This window comes from Vibrio sp. 03_296, assembly GCF_002265885.1.
In genome coordinates, this window is record NZ_NPKW01000816.1 from 1 (window position 1) to 425 (window position 425).

Genomic DNA, 425 nt, shown 5'->3' on the forward strand with positions numbered 1-425 from the left:
AGGCGCTAATGGTTTAGCGCCTTTTTTACGATCGCTTTCACCATGCCATTAAAAATAAACAGGTGAGCAGGCATCATGGCGAACCAGTAAAGTAGGCCAGGAAAACCTTGCGGATGCCACCACGCGGTGACATTGAGCTCCCGATAATGGCCATGATCGTGAATGGTAAACTCGAGTCGACCTAAACCTGGTCCCTTCATACCGAAAACAGCGAAAGAAATTGCTGCTTTTCACAGCGAATTACTTTCCAAGAATCGATGTAGTCGCCAATTTTTAGCTCGGGACCGAGTGGAGAGCGGCGAATAGGCCGAGAGCCACCAAAGAGCACATCGAGCCATTCTCGAGTGCGCCATAAGACATCGGCAAAAAGTACCCATCCTTGTCGACTGCCAATTTTTGCACCCACGTCCAAAGCGACTCTGCGC

Annotated in this window: 1 pseudogene; it reads right to left on the reverse strand. The window is 49.9% G+C overall.

The annotated features are described in order from the left end of the window. Positions 1-5: 5 nt before the first annotated feature. Positions 6-425 (reverse strand): annotated as a pseudogene (locus CIK04_RS28110) (DUF2867 domain-containing protein); the annotation flags it as partial.